Annotated in this window: 19 protein-coding genes; all 19 read right to left on the bottom strand. The window is 44.9% G+C overall.

Features of this window, described 5'->3' with window-relative positions; all coding sequences use genetic code 11:
• Position 1: 1 nt before the first annotated feature.
• On the bottom strand, positions 2 to 796 hold the full coding sequence (whiG, locus tag S1OALGB6SA_RS01710; RefSeq protein WP_124032342.1) for an RNA polymerase sigma factor WhiG: 795 nt from the start codon (positions 794 to 796) through the stop codon (positions 2 to 4).
• Between the two features lie 5 nt (positions 797 to 801).
• Positions 802 to 1,320, bottom strand: coding sequence for a hypothetical protein (locus tag S1OALGB6SA_RS01705; protein WP_124032341.1), 519 nt, complete (start codon positions 1,318 to 1,320; stop codon positions 802 to 804).
• Positions 1,321 to 1,359: 39 nt separating this feature from the next.
• The gene (locus tag S1OALGB6SA_RS01700; protein WP_124032340.1) at positions 1,360 to 2,232 is read right to left on the bottom strand and encodes a MinD/ParA family protein; all 873 of its coding nucleotides are present in this window, start codon (positions 2,230 to 2,232) and stop codon (positions 1,360 to 1,362) included.
• 2 nt (positions 2,233 to 2,234) lie between these two features.
• Positions 2,235 to 3,467, bottom strand: coding sequence for a flagellar biosynthesis GTPase FlhF (flhF, locus tag S1OALGB6SA_RS01695; RefSeq protein ID WP_124032339.1), 1,233 nt, complete (start codon positions 3,465 to 3,467; stop codon positions 2,235 to 2,237).
• Entirely contained in the window at positions 3,467 to 5,554 is a 2,088-nt protein-coding gene (gene flhA / locus S1OALGB6SA_RS01690; RefSeq protein WP_124032338.1) for a flagellar biosynthesis protein FlhA, read from the bottom strand. The genes flhF and flhA overlap by 1 nt, the downstream gene beginning before the upstream one ends.
• Positions 5,547 to 6,716 carry a flagellar biosynthesis protein FlhB gene (flhB, locus tag S1OALGB6SA_RS01685; protein ID WP_230204358.1) on the bottom strand — a complete coding sequence of 390 codons (1,170 nt, stop codon included), beginning with the start codon at positions 6,714 to 6,716 and terminating at the stop codon, positions 5,547 to 5,549. Before flhB ends, flhA begins: the two co-directional genes overlap by 8 nt.
• On the bottom strand, positions 6,713 to 7,510 hold the full coding sequence (gene fliR / locus S1OALGB6SA_RS01680) for a flagellar biosynthetic protein FliR (protein ID WP_124032337.1): 798 nt from the start codon (positions 7,508 to 7,510) through the stop codon (positions 6,713 to 6,715). The genes flhB and fliR overlap by 4 nt, the downstream gene beginning before the upstream one ends.
• Complete coding sequence (gene fliQ, locus S1OALGB6SA_RS01675) at positions 7,507 to 7,776, bottom strand: flagellar biosynthesis protein FliQ (protein WP_037563580.1); 270 nt, start codon at positions 7,774 to 7,776, stop codon at positions 7,507 to 7,509. The genes fliR and fliQ overlap by 4 nt, the downstream gene beginning before the upstream one ends.
• Before the next feature lie 9 nt (positions 7,777 to 7,785).
• Positions 7,786 to 8,583: a flagellar type III secretion system pore protein FliP gene (gene fliP / locus S1OALGB6SA_RS01670; protein ID WP_037563581.1), complete on the bottom strand. Its 798-nt coding sequence runs from the start codon at positions 8,581 to 8,583 to the stop codon at positions 7,786 to 7,788.
• Positions 8,580 to 9,125, bottom strand: a complete 546-nt coding sequence (locus tag S1OALGB6SA_RS01665) for a FliO/MopB family protein (RefSeq protein ID WP_037563584.1) — start codon at positions 9,123 to 9,125, stop codon at positions 8,580 to 8,582. Before S1OALGB6SA_RS01665 ends, fliP begins: the two co-directional genes overlap by 4 nt.
• Before the next feature lie 134 nt (positions 9,126 to 9,259).
• On the bottom strand, positions 9,260 to 10,375 hold the full coding sequence (gene fliY / locus S1OALGB6SA_RS01660) for a flagellar motor switch phosphatase FliY (RefSeq protein WP_037563602.1): 1,116 nt from the start codon (positions 10,373 to 10,375) through the stop codon (positions 9,260 to 9,262).
• Positions 10,376 to 10,377: 2 nt separating this feature from the next.
• Positions 10,378 to 11,403 (bottom strand): flagellar motor switch protein FliM, encoded by a 1,026-nt coding sequence (fliM, locus tag S1OALGB6SA_RS01655; protein WP_037563587.1) that lies wholly within the window; start codon positions 11,401 to 11,403, stop codon positions 10,378 to 10,380.
• Between the two features lie 18 nt (positions 11,404 to 11,421).
• Positions 11,422 to 11,988, bottom strand: a complete 567-nt coding sequence (locus S1OALGB6SA_RS01650; RefSeq protein WP_037563589.1) for a flagellar basal body-associated FliL family protein — start codon at positions 11,986 to 11,988, stop codon at positions 11,422 to 11,424.
• A 102-nt stretch (positions 11,989 to 12,090) separates the two neighbouring features.
• On the bottom strand, positions 12,091 to 12,837 hold the full coding sequence (locus S1OALGB6SA_RS01645) for an OmpA family protein (protein ID WP_037563591.1): 747 nt from the start codon (positions 12,835 to 12,837) through the stop codon (positions 12,091 to 12,093).
• A 3-nt stretch (positions 12,838 to 12,840) separates the two neighbouring features.
• On the bottom strand, positions 12,841 to 13,596 hold the full coding sequence (locus tag S1OALGB6SA_RS01640; protein ID WP_371686026.1) for a motility protein A: 756 nt from the start codon (positions 13,594 to 13,596) through the stop codon (positions 12,841 to 12,843).
• 27 nt (positions 13,597 to 13,623) lie between these two features.
• The gene (locus S1OALGB6SA_RS01635) at positions 13,624 to 13,833 is read right to left on the bottom strand and encodes a flagellar FlbD family protein (protein WP_037563594.1); all 210 of its coding nucleotides are present in this window, start codon (positions 13,831 to 13,833) and stop codon (positions 13,624 to 13,626) included.
• 47 nt (positions 13,834 to 13,880) lie between these two features.
• Positions 13,881 to 15,293, bottom strand: a complete 1,413-nt coding sequence (gene flgE, locus S1OALGB6SA_RS01630; protein ID WP_037563597.1) for a flagellar hook protein FlgE — start codon at positions 15,291 to 15,293, stop codon at positions 13,881 to 13,883.
• Between the two features lie 15 nt (positions 15,294 to 15,308).
• Positions 15,309 to 15,743 (bottom strand): flagellar hook assembly protein FlgD, encoded by a 435-nt coding sequence (flgD, locus tag S1OALGB6SA_RS01625; protein WP_037563599.1) that lies wholly within the window; start codon positions 15,741 to 15,743, stop codon positions 15,309 to 15,311.
• A 10-nt stretch (positions 15,744 to 15,753) separates the two neighbouring features.
• Entirely contained in the window at positions 15,754 to 16,941 is a 1,188-nt protein-coding gene (locus tag S1OALGB6SA_RS01620) for a flagellar hook-length control protein FliK (protein WP_037563600.1), read from the bottom strand.
• Position 16,942 lies beyond the last annotated feature (1 nt).

Below are 16,942 nucleotides of genomic sequence, written 5' to 3'. Positions count from 1 at the left end.
ATTAGAAAATGCCCTTCTTAACGTTCATCAACTTTGCTCTAAGTCTGCTAATTGCCTTAGTGTGCAATTGAGAAATACGAGATTCTGTTACATCCAGCACCTTCCCTATTTCTTTGAGAGTCAAATCTTCATAGTAATAGAGAACCAGAACCTTTTTTTCCTTATCCGGCAGTTCGTTTATAGCATCAACAATCACTCGCCGCATCTCATCTTTTTCCGCAATGGCGTCGGGTCTCAAAGAACTTGGTGATTCTATGCTTTCCACGGCAGAAACATTGACATTGACTTCACTATTATACCAGATATCGTTAAGTGAGAGCATTGAAGTGCCGCTGGTTTTAAGCATCAATTGATTGTATTGCTCTATGTTCATTCCCAGTTCAGTCGCCACTTCTTCATCAGTAGCAGCCCGACCGAGCTTGGCTTCCAGGTGCTGAATAGTTTCCTCAATTTCACGGATTTTTTGTCTAACCGATCTGGGAACCCAATCTATGGATCTCAGTTCATCAAATATCGCACCTCGTATCCTGGTTACTGCGTATGTTTTAAATCTAACATGCTTATCTGGATCAAACTTCTCGATTGCATCAAAAAGTCCGAAAATTCCAAAACCGACAAGGTCGTCAAAATCGACACTTTGAGGCATACCAACAGACACCTTGCCAGCCACATATTTCACCAACGGAGCATACTGCTTAACTATCGCATCTCTGATAGATTGATCTTTAGCACTGCGATACTGTTGCCAGAGTTCTTTTTCGGGATATCCAGCAATAACAATGTTGTCGTCGGCCATAGATCCTAATCCTTTTCATCTCTCGTAATAACTGTATGTATGGCTTGAGCCAACTCCTCAGGATCTCGTTCACGGCCCAATCCTGATGATTCATCATCTGGAGAACCAGAACGGATTTCATCCGCATCGGGAAAGGACTCAGAAAACTGGTCAGGTTCGTTTATGGAAGCAACATCTTCACTCACCTGAGCGGCAACCTGTCCAATATCACCGTCGGCAAGATCATCGACAAATTCCGAGCTCTCCGGCTTCTCGGGCGGAAGAGTGACATCCACCAAGGAACCGGGTGATCCGTCATCGTCATTATATTTTTCGGGGCTTGCCTTATCAAAAAATTCCGGGAATAGATTCACAATCAGCAAGTTTATCCCTATGGCAAGCACTGTGAACACCGCAGCTCCTATTGATGCCCTAATCATCAGAGTTCCTAACTGTATCCTTCTCAACCCACCGCTCAGGAGCGAAACTGCCATGGCAACAATAGCTGACGCGGCAACAAACCTCCAACGTATGATAACTGTCACAAACCGGCAACCCCTGCCAGAAGAACATTCGAATAAACTTTAAATACGTCCGAACAGTCGTCTGATAAAACGGGGAAGCTCACCTCCTCTCTTGAAATCCACATTTTCAAGTCTTTCAACAATGTGCTGAATACATTGGGATGCTCGACCATATTGGTCAACCACAAAAAAAGGCTGTTGTTTGCGCACCGCCGCCTGTACAGTCGGGTCTTCATAGACAAAGCCAAGATAATCAAGCTTCACATTTAGAAATTGCCCGGCTATATCAACCACCCTTTGTGCCACTCTCTTAGCCTCAGTTACGCTTGAAACTCGGTTTACCACTAGCTTGATTCCCATATCCAGATTATCTATCTCCACTGACATTGTTTTGATAATGCCGTAAGCATCGGTGATGGCTGTGGGTTCGGGTGTAGTTACTATCACTGCATCGTCAGCTGCTCCTACAAAAGCAAGTACATTGGACCCGACACCCGCGCTAGTGTCAATTATTATAATATCCGCGTCCGAAAGAGTCGTAAAATCATCTACGAAGTGCTGACGCTCGTCTTCAGAAAGATTTGCAATTCGGCTGAAGCCCGAGGCTCCGGCAACAATTTGTACCCCATAGGGCGTGTCCACTATTATGTCTTTCATCTCCTTTTGCTTGCGGATAACATGATAGAGGTTGTGTTTAGGTATCACCCCCATCATCACATTTACATTTGCAAGCCCCAAATCAGCATCGAGAACCAACACCTTTTTCCCCAATCGAGAATAAGCTATTGCAATATTTATGGACAAATTTGTTTTGCCCACACCACCTTTCCCACTTGTGACAGCTATTATACGTGTTCCACTAGCTTCTGGCGCTTTAACTTGGCTACTTTGAACCTCCATAATTTTTCTAAGTTTCTCTGCCTGATCGCCCATCGCTATCTCCAGATAGCTGTCAAATCGGGAGCGGGGTGTTGTTCAGCAAAAACTGTCTTATCAAATTCGAGTCCTTTGAGTTTCGATAGCAAGCGTATAGGTGAAGCGATAGCTATATCCACAGGTACATTCTGTCCGTCCGTGAGATAACTAATTGGAACAGTCGTGGAAATCAGTGCGCAGAGGATGTTTCCAATATGATTGGTTTCATCCAGTTTAGTGATAATAATCGACCAGTAGTTGAATAAACGAAACTGTTCCATGATTATCCTTAAATCAGAGGCCTTGGTTGTGGCGCTTAGTACTAGATGAATTTCCGTATTTTCCCCGCAAACGGACAGCAGTTTTCTCATTTCTCTAAATTTCTCTTTATCTCTGGGATTTTTGCCAATCGTGTCTATTAATATCAAATTGGAATCAGATGCGAGAACAATCTGCTTGCGTAATTCATCGGAATTATCGACAATCTGTACCGGTATGCCCATTATCTTCCCATAGGTTTCAATTTGGGCTCGAGCTCCAATCCGGAAATTGTCAACTGTGATAATCCGCACATCTGAACCATCCCCCAATCCATGAACGGCCGCGAGTTTCGCAATTGTGGTTGTCTTTCCAACACCGGTTGGACCAACCAATGCAACAACACGTGGTTTGACATCGACATCGTTCCGAAAAAAATGGACGTTCTTAGCGATATACGATGCGGTGAGCTGATGAATATAACCTCGATTGTCAAGATCTGCGATATTGCAGGTATTTTTTATGCTTTCCAGCAATTTCGAGATGTAATCTTCCTCGAAATCATTTTTGTCGAGTATGTCCGATAACTCGGAGAGAATAGGAAAAGTTTGCGGTGGGGGTGTCGATGCGCTGAGCATCAGGCAATCTTTCAGATGTTTTAATTCTTGAAGAACCTCGCCAATCTTTTCATCTTCAAGCGATGTTGTCTCTTTGTTTTTTGAAACAAACTCATCGCTTCTAATGGAATCCTTCCCGGTTACCGCTAAGATTGCGGCTCGGGCCTCATTATCCTTGCTCTTCTGTATCTCACGAGTTTCCTCACCGGTTCTCAAATAACCCCTGTACTCATATTGAACCTTCCCAAACAGACCCATTATTCCAGTTGCAGGGACCGTCCTTTGAATCTGAATCTTGGCTCTATCACCATATTTCTTATGTATCTTCTCAATAACTTCTATATGGCTATTCCCTCGCTCACTGAAATAACGCGGCATCAGTTTTCTCCCAGTCGAATTTCACCGAAGGAACGAATCTTAATTCCCTCAGCAATCTCTGGAACTGAGAGCACCATTAAATCTGGCATTTCTCGCACTGTGGAAGAACGAACTAGCGGTCGTGCCGATTCACTGCACAGTATTACCGGCCAGCAGCCCTTGTCTCTGGTTGCTTTCACGGTGTTGGCAACGCCGTTAATCCATCTCTTATGAAAGTCAGGGCTGAGTGCAGCAATATCCCCTCCCATAGTTTCTGCTCTTGAATCAATTATCTCTTTCTCTATCGCCGGATTGATAGTAAGAACGCTGATCAATTTCTCATTATCAGCATACTGAAGACAAATTTGTCTGCCTAGGGTCTGTCTAGATTTTTCGATCAAAAAGCTGGTGTCCTTTGAGACAGAAGAAAAATCTCCAAGTGTTTCCAGTATTGCAACTAGATTTCGTATACTCACTTGCTCTCTAAGCAAACCTTGAAGAACTTTCTGAATCTCACCCAGCGAAAACGATTTCGTAACTTCATCAACCACTGCGGAGTAATCATTTCTGAGCGTATCTAACATAGACCGAATCTCTTGACGGCCGAGTATACTACCTGCATGACGCTTCAAAATCTCAGTTAGATGGGTAGCGATAATTGATGGGCCATCTACAACTGTATAACCAGCGCGCTCGGCTTTATCGCGTTCGCTTTCGCTTATCCAAATTGCAGGAAGTCCGAAGGCTGGATCGACAGTGGCCTCCCCCTTTAGTGAATCTCTATCGCCACCAGGATTTATGGCCATATAATGGCCCATCCGGATGATTCCTCCACCCACCTCCGTACCCCGCAATTTGAAGGCGTATTCAGAAGGTTCCAGGCGCATATTGTCCATAATTCGAATGCGCGGTACAACGAGTCCCAAATCGAGCGCGGCCTCTTTTCTAATCCGCGTAACACGTTCAAGGAGTTCCGCACCCTGATCTTTATCCACCAGGGGGATAAGTCCAAAACCAAGTTCAAGGGAAACCGGGTCAAGGGGGATGATTGGGGAAATTTCATGAGCTTCTGCACCAGCACTTCTTTCCTCGGATTTAGCTGCTCCCAATTCCTCCCTGCCCTGACGACTCAGCCTATATGCCAAAAAGCCTGTAACCCCGGCCAAAGGAAACATAAGATACCAGGGGAAGCCCGGAAGAAGTCCCATAAGCGCCATAAAGGTGCTCCCAACATAGTAGATCCTCGACTGTCTGGAAAACTGATAACGCACATCCGATCCAAAACTGCCATCGCTGATAGACCTGGTAACGATTAATCCGGTGGCCACGGAAACCAGAAGTATCGGTACCTGTGATACCAGTCCGTCTCCGATAGTAAGAGAAACGTAAGTAATCAGGGCTTGCTGCAAGGGTTCTCCATGGATTGAAGTACCTACAATCAATCCGCCAACGATATTTACCAAAGTAATAACAATACTTACCTTCACGGTTCCGCTAATGAATTTTGTCGCACCGTCCATGGATCCATAGAAATTGACAGAATCATCAAGATGTTTTTTCTTACCACGTGCCTCGTCTTCAGTAATTGCTCCCGAACTGTACTCCGAATCGATAGCTATCTGTTTGGCCGGTAAACCATCAAGCGCAAATCTGGCCGCCACCTCTGATACCCTGGTAGCACCTTTGGTAATTACCATGAATTGCACCACCACCAAAATGATGAAAATAATTAGTCCAATTACTAAACCCTGGGTTCCCTCCGATCCGACGACAAAGGTTGCAAAAGCCCTGACAATCCTGCCATCGAAGGCGGCCCCTTTCCCAAGAATCAGGCGAGTGGAAGAAACATTCAAAGCCAATCCAAATACCGTTGAAATCAATAGAATTGTGGGAAAAAGTGAGAACTCAAGGGGGTCTTTGTTATACAAAACCAATAGGATTATGAATAGCGATATCATCAAATTCATCGCCATCAATAAATCGAGTGCTATCGTAGGGAGAGGGATGATGAGCATCATCACAACGAGCACAACACCCAATGCCAGCACAATGTCCCCCGCCTGGCGTCCAAATACTCCCCGAAACGTACCTAAAGTCGTATCAGCCACTGGCACTGGCTCCTATGGCAGTTTTTCCACCAAGACGATAGACTTCGGCCAACACAATGGAAACAACCTCCCAATATTCTTCAGAAATTTCACTTCCAAGTTCAACATTGTCATATAAGGCCTTAGCCAGCGGTTTATTCTCTACCAGGGGAATATCATTGTCTTCAGCAATTTCTCTTATTCGCATTGCAAGATTATCCTGACCCTTGGCAACGACAGTCGGCGCATGCATAGTTTGACTATCCCACTTGAGAGCTACCGCAAAATGTGTGGGGTTTGTGATAACTACATCAGCCTCAGGCACCTGACGTGCCATGGATAATGAAAGCATCTCCTGCATTCGCTGCCGTAATCGACTCTTTAACAACGGATCGCCCTCTGTCTCCTTGAACTCCTCTTTTATTTCATGCTTGGACATTTTCAACGAATCTCTGTGTTGCTTACGCTGAAAAAAATAATCAGGAATGGCAAACACAAGCATCAGTATCGCTGCCCCCAACATCATACGAATGGCTATACCGCTAACCAGCAACATAGCCTCCAAAGTCGGAATCTTAGTTGCATTAACAAGGCGGGGTATTTCATTCTTAATACTTATGTAAGCGAGTAAGACAATAATCGCAATCTTTGTAACTGATTTAAAAAAGTTGAAAAGCGCTTCTGTCGAGAGGAAGGCTTTCTGAATCCATCTCGATAAATTCAAAGCAATCTTCGAAAAATCCGGAGTAATCGGTTTAATCGAAAAAACAAAACCAACCTGGACAACATTGCCAAGAAACGCCGCCAAAAAGCAAACCATCATCACCGGTGAAATCAAGCGAAACAGATAATTGCCTGCTGTACCAAATCCAACAAACACATTGTTTGTTTCGGAAATGGCGATTGTAATGAAATACCGCATCATATCGGCAATGATCCGAATGATGCTGCCAGAAAAAACAAAAAGAGCCAGTAAACCACAAAGAATTACTAAAGACGAAGTTATATCCCCAGATTTAACAACTTTTCCTTCTTCGCGGGCTTTGCGAATTTTGCGTTCGGTTGGGTCTTCGGTTCGTCCCTCATCTTCAGCGGCAAACCATTGTAGATGTAAGTCAAATCGATTTTCGAGAATCCATACAGTTTTTTTCAGGTTGTCTGGCGATCCCATCGATTTTTTCATCCTAGCGCTTCTCTGATGGAAAGCAGATAGGATTCAATCAATTCAAAACCCATATCAACCAGGATTGACATCTTCTCTGCAATGAAGGGTGCGGCGATTAGCATTATGATAAATCCTACGCCAATCTGTAATGGGAAGCCCACTAAGAGCAGATTCATCTGTGGTGCAGCCTTAGCCAGCAAGCCCATAGTTACAGAAACTAAAATCAAAGTGCCAAGTATTGGAAACGCCAGTATCAATGATTGTTCGAAAAGCCCCCCTATAGATCCAATAAAGGTACTTCGTAAAAATGAACTTGCAGCCAAAAAATCAGTTCCCTTCATGACATTGAACGATCCGGCTAGCCCTGTTACGAAAATGCGCAGCATACCATTGATGCTTAGGAATACCCCTATGCCAACCAAATTCAGAAACTGCCCGATTAAGGGTATCTCTATCTGGGCTAGAGGATCGTAAACTTGTGAAGCTCCAAAACCCATCTGAAACGAAAACATCTGTCCAGCTGTTTGGAATATCGCGAATATAAATTGAAGGAAAAGTCCCATAATTATTCCAAGCGCAACTTCCGCAATCAGGGCGAGAGCGTAGTTTAAACCAACTTGTGGGACAGGGCCATATAAACTACCTGCCGATGTGTAGAATACTAAAGCCACGAAGAATGCGAGCCCCCCCCTTGATAGAGGTGGAATAGCCGCGGAAGAAGTAAGCGGCGCTGTTCGCAACAGAGCTGCAACCCGAGCAAAGACAAGAAGGTAAAGTCGCGCCTGATCTATCAGGCTTTCCCAAACTATCATCCAGCTAAGTCCGGAATTCTTTCGAATAGGAATGTCGTGTATGCGGTTAGCCGGGTAATCATCCACCCAAACAACAACGCTAAAACACCAAGTATAGCCAGAATTTTGGGAACGAAGGTAAGCGTTTGATCCTGTATGCTTGTAGTAGCTTGAATGATGGAAATAATCAGGCCAACTCCCATGGCTACCAGGAGTACCGGCGAGGCTATGGTTAGAATTGTGACAATCGCCGATCTGATTAATTCAATCATATTACTTAGTTCCACAAGCCTCCCCTAATTGAAGCTCAATATCATTTGGCGAACCAGCAAGGTCCACCCGTCAACCAGCACAAATAGAATCAACTTAAACGGCATCGATATCATCACCGGCGGAAGCATAATCATTCCCATGGACATCAAAACCGAAGCCACAACCATGTCGATGATGATAAACGGTACATATATGTAAATCCCTATACGAAAAGCCACAGTAAGCTCATGAAGCACAAAAGCCGGAATTAGGACATAAGTTGGAACATCGGCGAAGCTCACTGGTTTACTTAGACCAGCCATGTTCATGAAAAGTGTTATATTTGCAGTTTCACCGGACATCTGCTTGTACATGAAATAGCGTATCGGGGCGGAAGCCATTGTATATAGCTCCTCACCATCGATACTTCCATTAGAGAAAGGGACAAATGCCTCTTGGTAAACCTCCGTGAAGGTGGGAAACATGATGAACAATGTTAAGAAAAGTGAAATCCCCATTAGAATAGTTGTCGGAGGCACCTGCTGAAGCGAAAGCGCCCTTTTTACAAAATCCAGCACTATAGATATTCGAAGAAAACTTGTCATGAGCACAGCGATTGACGGCGCAAGACTTATAATTGTGAGAAGCAATAGCAATTGTATGGAAAGTGCCGTCTCCTGATTCGAATCAGGTTCTCTCACAGTCAAATCAACGAAAGGAATGGCTAAATTCCCGGCACCACCGGCCTCCGGTGAAACCGGGGTGGCTTCTTGAGCAAAGAGCGAAAGGGAAGATGAGGCCAGGATGTGAAGCAGCAGTACTCTTACAAAGAAATTCCTCATAGATGTTTTAGTCTCTCTCTTTGCTTCTGGAGATTGAGTATCGAACCATCGGTTGGATAGTTGTTTGCATCTTTAGTCTTCGCTAGCGATTGTTTGCCTGAAAGGCGGTCTCTAAGAAGCTTTGCAAAACCTCTGGGTGCAGGCATTCTGGAGGATTTCAGCCTAATCTCATCAATTGTTTCCTTGTCGTTGATTTCGGAAATCAAATTGATAGAATTGCTTGTACTGCCGATTAGAAACATTTGTTTTCCGGCCTCTATCAGATGCAACGCCGAATTGCCTTTAATTGGTCGCGTGGAATATATACGAATCTCATCCCCACTATCGGTTTTGATTCCGGTCAGTTTCCTTAGCATCCACACAAGAGCATATATCAATGCGATGACAACACCCAAAACCACGATGACGCGCAAAAAATCTCCAAAGCCTACGCCAGGGAAATTCACCGGCTCGAAGTCTGTTGTTGGAGATTCAGCTGTTGCCTGATCGTCTAAGAGTAAATCACTTTCCACCGGACGGGTTGGAACCGCCTCAGATTCCATCTGGTTCTTATCCTGTGAGCTGATAGCTGTCCCGCTAAGCAAAAACACAGATGCTAATAAGATAGTCTTCAGTTTTACCCTCCCAACACTGCCGATATCATTATCCCCAAAACGACATCGGTTTTCCTATTGACTCATCGGTCGGTGGGTCTGTCCAGTGTCGAGACAATCTCAGTAACTCTTACACCAAAATTCTCATCAATCACTACAACTTCGCCCCTGGCGATTAGATTGTTATTCACCAAGATGTCTACGGGCTCTCCGGCAAGTTTATCCAATTCTATAATTGTGCCCTCACCCATTCCGAGGATTTCTTTTATTCTCCATTTTGTACGGCCGAGTTCTACAGTGAGCTCCATGGAAACATCCATCAGCAGCCCGATATTTCTTTGCTCGCCTGTACTGGCCGTTGGGGAAAGCTCTGGAAACTGAACACCCTGGACATTCGGTGCCAATTGACCCGCGTTAGCTCCCAAAATTGAAGGATCCATATTCAACGACGTCTGCTGAAAACCCGCGCTTGCACTTTGATCGTCGTTCCTGGGAGCCTTGGTTCCCAGCAAGGAATCCATATCTGACGATTCTACGGCACCATTGGATGAAGCACCAAGTTTTTCTGTAAGTTCTTGAATAGTTGAGATATCAAAAATCTCATTTAAGGTAAAACTGCCCTGATCCGCAATCTCCACGTTGTATGAAATTGCCACAAAGCTATCGCCAGGTAGTGTTAGCATTGCTTTGGGAATATTTTGTCCCTCTGGGGTATTCATAAGGACGGTATCATTGATTCTATCACCAATTTCCCCTGCAGATATGCTGGTGAGCTGACCCATTGCCTCACTTACCGCGCCGATAGTTGTACCACCGAGTTCTAAATTATCTTGGCCAATCATCGGTGAAGCAAGCTTGAGCGCATCCTCGCCATCTAGCACAAAAAGATGTGTCCCCTTAAGTCCACTCTTGAGGTCAAGTCTTATTTCAACTATCTCATCAGGCAGTTTGGAAAGAAATTGCTCGCGATCCACAACATCTACTTGTTTCACGCTAATTACCACACCCATCATCATGGTTCCAGATAGCGTTGCACCTTGTGTCCCCGTTATCTGAGTAAACAGGTTGAAAATGGCATTCTTCCCCGCCTCGCTTAGATCACGCCTACCTGGAAGGGAACTGCCACCTGGCACTTCAGGTGGTTCATCTCCCATCAATAATGCGTCTATTTCATCCTGGGAGAGCGATCCATCACTCATCATCATTCATCTCCTTCGGTGGCGAGTTCTTCAAATTCGTCTGCCTCGACATCCTCTATTTTGCGAGTTACTTGCACAGCTATTTTTTTACCTACAATACCCGGACGACAATCGAATTTTGGCCGATTTCCTATCTTCAGAGTCATCGGATCTCCAACACGCGTCCGGGATAGGCGAATCACAGACCCTGGTTGCAGATTCATAACATCTTTCATCGCAAGTGTGAGGCTGCCTACCTCCGCAACCAGCGAAATATCGATGCTCGCCAATTTTTCTCGAAGGACATTGAGATTCTCAGTAGTTGAACCTCGGCGAACTGAAGAATACCAATACTGAGCTGAAAGCTTGGAAATTATCGGCTCAATAGTGAGGTACGGTATGCAGAAATTCATCATTCCTTCAATTTCTTCCACCTTGGTTTCAAGTGTCACCAATACAACCATTTCTGTTTGGGGAACAATTTGTACAAATTGTGGATTTGTTTCTATCTGTCCGAGTCTCGGTCGCAAATCGATTACCTGATTCCAAGCTTCGCGCATATTTCCAAGTATGCGAACGATGATAGACTCCATTACTGCGCGTTCAATTTCAGACAGCTCCCTGTTTAACTTCACACCCTCGCCAGGGCCGCCGAACAGGCGGTCTATTATTGTAAATGTTATGGTCGGATCTATTTCGAGAATGGCTGAACCTGTAAGCGGATCCATGTTTATCACCGCCAGCGTGGTAGGAGAGGGTATGGATCTCAAGAACTCCTCGTATGTCAGTTGATCCACCGAGGCAACATGAACGTGAACTATCGATCGCAACTGCCCAGCGAGGCTTGTGGTGCTCAGTCTTGCGAAAGTTTCATGCATGAACGATACGGTTCGTATCTGTTCTTTGGAGAATTTATCAGGACGACGAAAATCCCAAATTCGGATATTCCTTCGCTCGGCTACCTGCCTGGTATCATCAATTTCGGCATCTCCAGAACTGATTGCGGTAAGTAGCTGGTCTATTTCATCCTGGGAGAGGACTTCCGTCACATTCTACTCCACTTAGGGTTAAAACCCGATTACTTGATATTGAAGGAACAGAACCTGCTCCACTTCACCCCGCGACAAGAGGCTGTTTATTCTGCTCATCAACTCCTGTTTTACAGTTACCTCGTCGGATAATTGCTCCCGTGTCCGCTGACTGAAATAGAAACGTATGGTGTCCATCAAAGCATCATTTTTGGCCGTGAGTTCTCCGTTTAACTCCCTATATCTATTGCTGTCAAATCCAAGTTTTATCCTTACCGATACGGTAAATCGTTCGATATCAGCTGTCTGCGCACGAAGATCGTATCCATCGTCGCTTAGAAAGCTCCAAATTGCATAGTTTGGAATCTCGGTTTCATAGGTGTCCGATAAAACCGGGAATTGACGGGTGCGACTACCTCTATCCATAAATCGGTAGGTGAGAACGCTTACGGTAATGCTCACAAGAAGAGCGATAATTCCAATGGCTATGAACATCAGAATCCTGGCTACTCCTTCCGAGAAGAATCGATTTTTCTTCGGTTCTTCTCCCATCTCATTTTCGACGGTGTCAATCCTGTCTCCGAGTCCGAGCTTTTCACCAGCCATAAGAGAACTCCCAACACACAATTTTACTCAGAACAACCTGGAAAACCAAGTCCGGAAACAGCATTCCACCAAAAAGAATGCTTGGTTTGCTCTCTTGTTTTGTCATTCATGTGCCTCTTTCAGTATCACTATATCGACGCGACGATTTTCGGCCCTATCCTCCTCTACCAATTCAGGATCCTTCAGTTTGACTGTGTCTGCAAATCCAGCTACCTGGAACCTTGCCTCATTCGTACCGTAGTCAACCAAATAATGCAACACCGCCGCAGATCGTTCAGAGGAAAGCTCCCAGTTTGTCGGCCAGGGACCGTCGACATCAGTTGGCGTAGAATCCGTATGGCCTTCAATACGGATTTTTCTATTTGCAATTTCCTCTGAATCTAAGAATCGAGCTAACTTCTGAAGTGTATTCCTGGATTGCTCAAGATTTATTTCCGCACTGGCGCGTTGAAAAAAGATGTCTCCAGCCAGGCTGATGACAAGTCCTCGTTCATCTTCCTTTATTTTCACAAATCGATTCTGAATCTCCGGTTTGAATTCACTCACGGCTTTCCTTCGAGCCTCATTCAGTCGTCTGCCTTGTGTAGTTGATGGCATCGCTGATACATCGTTTCCCAACTCTGCCAAGATGCCTTCTGAAAGTGTATTGCCACCTCTCAGCGTTCCAAGTCCCTGAAAGGTCTGCACAATGAGTTCAATTCTCTGACTGTCTATCGGGTTATCGGGGTTCATTAGAAGGATGAAAAAAATCATCAGGAGGGTTATCATATCCGCGTATGTCAGAAGCCAGTCGTCTTTCCCTATGTCTTTCCTCCTCCTTCCTCTTCTAATACGCTGATCGACTAGCATCCACTACACTCCCATCACACTTTGTACTGGCCGATCTGATGGCGGCAGGAAAGTAAGAAGCTTATCCTCCAGTATACGCGGATTATCGCCGCTTTGGATCGAGAGAATGCCTTGAATCATAATTTCCTTGATTAGCATTTCTTCCTTATGGCGATCCTCCAGTTTGAATTGAATCGGCGATAAAACGAGGTTTGCCAAAATGGATCCGTACAAAGTTGTGATGAGTGCAAGTGCCATATTCGGACCTATAGAAGCAGTATCCTCAAGATTAGTAAGCATGCCTATTAGTCCGAGCAGAGTGCCAATCATTCCAAAAGCAGGAGCAAGTTTTGCCCAGCGTTGGAAAAAATCGATTCCATCATCATGCCGATTCTCTATTTGATCAAGATTGGTGTAGAGGATACGTTTAATGACATCCGGGTCTGTCCCGTCTACCACGAGCCTGAGTCCGCTTCTGAGAAAATCATCCTCGATTTCATTCAAAGAGTCATCTAGAGAAAGTAATCCTTCCTTGCGGGCGCTATCTGAAAATTGAACCAGCTGGTTGATCAGTTCCATCTTATTCTGAAAAATCGGAACGCGTAATACAAGATTTAAATACTTGAAGAAGCCAAAAGCCCTGCTTAGCGGATTTGATGCCACAACACCGCCAAAGGAGCCAAAAATAACTACCATGAAAGACGAAAAGCTTATTAGACCCACAACGCTGTTGCCATTGAGCACGAAGGCCGTAACTATGAGTGTGATACCACCGAGCATTCCTCCTATTGTTGCAAAATCCACAATCTACTCCTCTTGTGCCGGGAAACCGATTTCACGTCGATAGGAGATTATGAGGTTACGCACCTCATCGGGTGATTCAGTTACAACGAAGCGCTTGCCGGTTGTAAGCAGCAATGCTGTTCGGCCTTCCCCAGCTTTTTCGGCATATTCGATTAAATGGGGATTGAGAAAGACATGTCTTTCTGATTTTCCTGGTAAGCTAACTTTTATCATCAAGCTTCCTGTTACTTAATCCACAGCCGCAAACTTCCCGCTATTCATCAGCGTTTTAGAGTTAACAGCTCCTGCAACATCTGGTCGGAGGTTTGAATCGTCTTGCTATTGGACTGGAAACCTCTTTGCGTAACTATCATATCAGTAAACTGTTCGGCTAAATCCACATTGCTCATTTCCAGAGTTCCGGAAATAATTTTGCCTCTCCCCGCTACACCAGAAGGACCAATTAATGCATCTCCAGAATTGAGCGTTCTTGCAAACTCTGTTTCGCCCGCCTTTTCAAGTCCACCAGGGTTCGTAAAAGTGGCTAAAGCTATCTGTCCAAGATCTCTTTCTGTTCCATTGGAATAGACGCCAGTAATAATGCCTTTCTGGTCAATTCTGTAATTCTCAAGATAACCCATTGTATATCCATCCTGCCTGAAAGCCTTAGTGGTGGAAGTTTCCGCAAACTGGGTTGTTGAATTTGTATAGCTCCCAACTTCTCCAATGTCGATTAAAAAAACTTGTGTAATTGTAGTACCTGTCGCATCATTCTCAACATCAAAAGTCACTGGTATCTGGATCCTGCCTTCTGTCACTAAGTTGCCTTGGGCATCCAACACATCCGCAATTGCACCAAGATTATCGAAAGTTATCGTAAATTCCCCTTCGCCATCGACGTTACCCGCGGCAGTTGCAGGATCGAAACCTAAGGTTACATTTGGTGCAACATCGGCATCCGCAGGACGATCGGGATCTATCTGTACTGTTACATCCCAGGAATTATTTATTCCCGGGGTTCGGACAAAGTTCATTCGCAGGATATGGGCATTGCCAAAGGAATCATAAATGCTTTTATCCAGACTCCAGGAACCCTCACTTATAACCGCAGGACTAGCACCGGGGGGAATTATTGGAGTACGCTTATCAAGATTTGAGGCAAGTTCAACTAGAGTTGTCTGCCGCGCAGGGTCCTTGGAACCAATGGGTATAACAAGATCGGTAACATCTGCCGCTGTTTTTATGGCACCAAGTACGCCGTCTCCCAAATCTTCCGGGAGCCAGCCTTGAAGCCGGAATCCGTTGGCAGGATTAACCAGATAGCCATCCGCATCCAGGCTGAATCCTCCCGCCCTGGTATACAGTTCCTTTTCACCCGTTCGAAGTACGTAAAAACCGTTTCCCTGGATGGCTGCATCCGAAATCACACCAGTATTCTGAAGGGAACCCTGCGTGTGAATCGTATCAATGGTTGCCACCATCATACCAAGTCCAACTTGTTTTGGATTAATCCCTCCATTTTCTTCAGTAGGACGAGCTGCTCCACCTATATTTTGGGAGATAATGTCCTGAAAATTCACCCGGCCCTTTTTGAATCCGATTGTGTTGACGTTAGAAATATTGTTGCCAATCACATCCATTCGAACTTGGTGATTCTGCAAACCAGAGACACCTGAATAAAGTGAACGCATCATAGTCTTTACTCCTCATTATTCGTTTACTTTGGATATCTTCTCATAATCGTAGTAATTCCCATTAACCAGCACCTGAGGGGAAAAGCCGGCGGTAATCGCTTCTACAGAGCCGCGGATGTATTCCTCACCCTGGTGGATCTCAACTTCTTTACCCAGCAGATTCATCACCAGCGAACTCTTTAGAGCAGCACTGAGTTCCGCAAACTGTCTGTTCATGTTCGTCATCTGCTCCAGTGAAGAAAACTGGGCCATCTGAGCTATGAATTCCCGATCCTCCATGGGTTTTGTTGGGTCTTGGTGCTGTAATTGAGTTATAAGTATTTGAAGGAAGTCGTCTTTACCGAGTTCCTGTTTGGTTGTTCGAGAGCCGTTCAGGCTTGCATTGAATGCTTCAATCTGTGCATGTAAACGAGTCGCATCGGGCACGCTAAGTGTTGATTCAATATCCATCAAAAATCTCCTATACAACCAAATTGACAAGGTTCTCGCTTAATTCATCGGGAACACTGATCGGTACAGAATTCTCAAACTCAAGTATCGCATTTTTCCTCGAAGTTTTTCGACCACGTGGATTGCCGTTGTTAAACCCGAAATCCGATGAGGAATTGTCCCAAGCCATTTTCAGTTCTGCTGAACTAAAACCACTTTCAAGCAATTTTGCTTGCAGTCCATCCAGAGCCCCTTTCAGAATTTCCCTAGCAGCCGTGGATTCAGCAAAAAATCTGCCTCTAAGACGATTATCTTCCAAATGAATATGTACCCTCACCTGTCCCAGATTCTCGGGTTTAAGGTTAATTCTCAACTCACCAGCCGAGGCGCGATTAAGCACAATCTTGATTTGTTTTACGATTTCGTTTCCAGCCTGGGCATCGAGTTTTCGTGCGAACTCCATAGCTGCTGAACGCAGTGAATTTTTTCCTTCGTGCCTTGGAGAAATCTCAATTTCCATATCGGCCGTCATCGGTCGGTTCTCCAAACTAAGCTCCCTATCGACTTCTTCACCGACATGATCGACACGACTTCTCCTCATCCACGAAATCGGATATGCTTTTGAGGCATCTGCTCTCCTGTCCTGAATTTCAACTCTGGGAGCAATGCTCGTCTGATTGCTTTTGCGCTTTCCGACAATCGCCCTTCCGACACTATTATCAGACAAATCGCTTTTTTGATTTCTGGAGTTTGACTCGCCGGCTAGTTGCAAAACCTCATTTGAAACAACTCTATCAGGGGTACTATTTGACTCATTTAGCATTCTTTGTTTAACCTGAGCCTTGCTCTTGTCCCTGCTCAAATGCTTCTCTTCTATCTCAAAATCCAGTTTTTTCTCATCAAATCTGAATTCAAACTTGCTATTGTCTAAACCGCTCCCGCGTTTTTTCCCAACCCTCACCCCGCGAGGAGCTTCCTCTTCCATTTTTTTATCCTCAGCTCCGGAATCAACTTGTTCAGCACCCTTCCATTGTTCCAATTTCTTAGTCTGCTTTGATTTCTTAACTAGCTTCAATTTTTTGGCCTGCTCCAAGACTCTCGAAAAAGCTCGGTTATCCGAGTTCCGTTCTTTCTTGATACTCGGCGCCGCCCTTTCTTCAACAACTAAGTTGGAATGGCTGCTGCTATTCTCTGGTATCGCAATAGAGGTTGTTTCCAAT

Source organism: Olavius algarvensis spirochete endosymbiont, assembly GCA_900608495.1.
Taxonomy (GTDB): Bacteria; Spirochaetota; Spirochaetia; order DSM-2461; family DSM-2461; genus UBA2779.
The sequence above is the reverse complement of the archived record's forward strand: the minus strand, read 5'-3'. Positions and strand labels throughout refer to the sequence as shown.

Excerpts from the sequence above, each read along its gene's own strand:
- whiG (WP_124032342.1), bottom strand. The coding sequence starts at position 796 with ATGGCCGACGACAACATTGTTATTGCTGGATATCCCGAAAAAGAACTC.
- S1OALGB6SA_RS01700 (WP_124032340.1), bottom strand. The coding sequence starts at position 2,232 with ATGGGCGATCAGGCAGAGAAACTTAGAAAAATTATGGAGGTTCAAAGT.
- flhF (WP_124032339.1), bottom strand. The coding sequence starts at position 3,467 with ATGCCGCGTTATTTCAGTGAGCGAGGGAATAGCCATATAGAAGTTATT.
- flhB (WP_230204358.1), bottom strand. The coding sequence starts at position 6,716 with ATGAAAAAATCGATGGGATCGCCAGACAACCTGAAAAAAACTGTATGG.
- fliR (WP_124032337.1), bottom strand. The coding sequence starts at position 7,510 with ATGATAGTTTGGGAAAGCCTGATAGATCAGGCGCGACTTTACCTTCTT.
- fliP (WP_037563581.1), bottom strand. The coding sequence starts at position 8,583 with ATGAGGAATTTCTTTGTAAGAGTACTGCTGCTTCACATCCTGGCCTCA.
- S1OALGB6SA_RS01665 (WP_037563584.1), bottom strand. The coding sequence starts at position 9,125 with ATGGAATCTGAGGCGGTTCCAACCCGTCCGGTGGAAAGTGATTTACTC.
- fliY (WP_037563602.1), bottom strand. The coding sequence starts at position 10,375 with ATGAGTGATGGATCGCTCTCCCAGGATGAAATAGACGCATTATTGATG.
- S1OALGB6SA_RS01650 (WP_037563589.1), bottom strand. The coding sequence starts at position 11,988 with ATGGCTGGTGAAAAGCTCGGACTCGGAGACAGGATTGACACCGTCGAA.
- S1OALGB6SA_RS01645 (WP_037563591.1), bottom strand. The coding sequence starts at position 12,837 with ATGCTAGTCGATCAGCGTATTAGAAGAGGAAGGAGGAGGAAAGACATA.
- S1OALGB6SA_RS01640 (WP_371686026.1), bottom strand. The coding sequence starts at position 13,596 with ATGCTCGGTGGTATCACACTCATAGTTACGGCCTTCGTGCTCAATGGC.
- S1OALGB6SA_RS01635 (WP_037563594.1), bottom strand. The coding sequence starts at position 13,833 with ATGATAAAAGTTAGCTTACCAGGAAAATCAGAAAGACATGTCTTTCTC.
- flgE (WP_037563597.1), bottom strand. The coding sequence starts at position 15,293 with ATGATGCGTTCACTTTATTCAGGTGTCTCTGGTTTGCAGAATCACCAA.
- flgD (WP_037563599.1), bottom strand. The coding sequence starts at position 15,743 with ATGGATATTGAATCAACACTTAGCGTGCCCGATGCGACTCGTTTACAT.